This window comes from Pantoea sp. SIMBA_079, assembly GCF_046940275.1.
GTDB lineage: Bacteria > Pseudomonadota > Gammaproteobacteria > Enterobacterales > Enterobacteriaceae > Pantoea > Pantoea borealis.
In genome coordinates, this window is sequence record NZ_JAWRYR010000083.1 from 1 (window position 1) to 360 (window position 360).

Here is a 360-nt window from a genome sequence, read left to right on the forward strand (position 1 = left end):
GTTTAACCACAAGTCTACAGTGAAGTTTTCTGCTAAACCCATACTATTTAAGATAGACGGTAGGAATGTGTAGATGGCAAAGTACGGAATGACAATACAGACATAAAATAGACTTCCAAAAGCTGTTCGCTTCCGGAATTTTTTGTTAAAAAGAGCACGAAAGCCATTTTTATTTTGAGTCTCAATAACAGTTTCGTCGATTTCCGCATTAGGCCCGATATACTTCTTTACGATATGGCGTGCTTCATCAATACGTCCCATGCTGATGAGCCATTGTGGGGATTCAGGTGTTCCTATTCGCAGTATCAGCACAATGAATGCAGGGATTGCAGCACTAGCAAGCATCCAACGCCATGATTC

1 protein-coding gene is annotated in these 360 nt (G+C 41.1%); it reads right to left on the reverse strand.

Translation table 11 applies throughout. The features are described from left to right. The coding region (locus SB719_RS19205) for an MFS transporter (RefSeq protein ID WP_412159609.1) at positions 1-360 on the reverse strand (360 nt) is incomplete at both ends.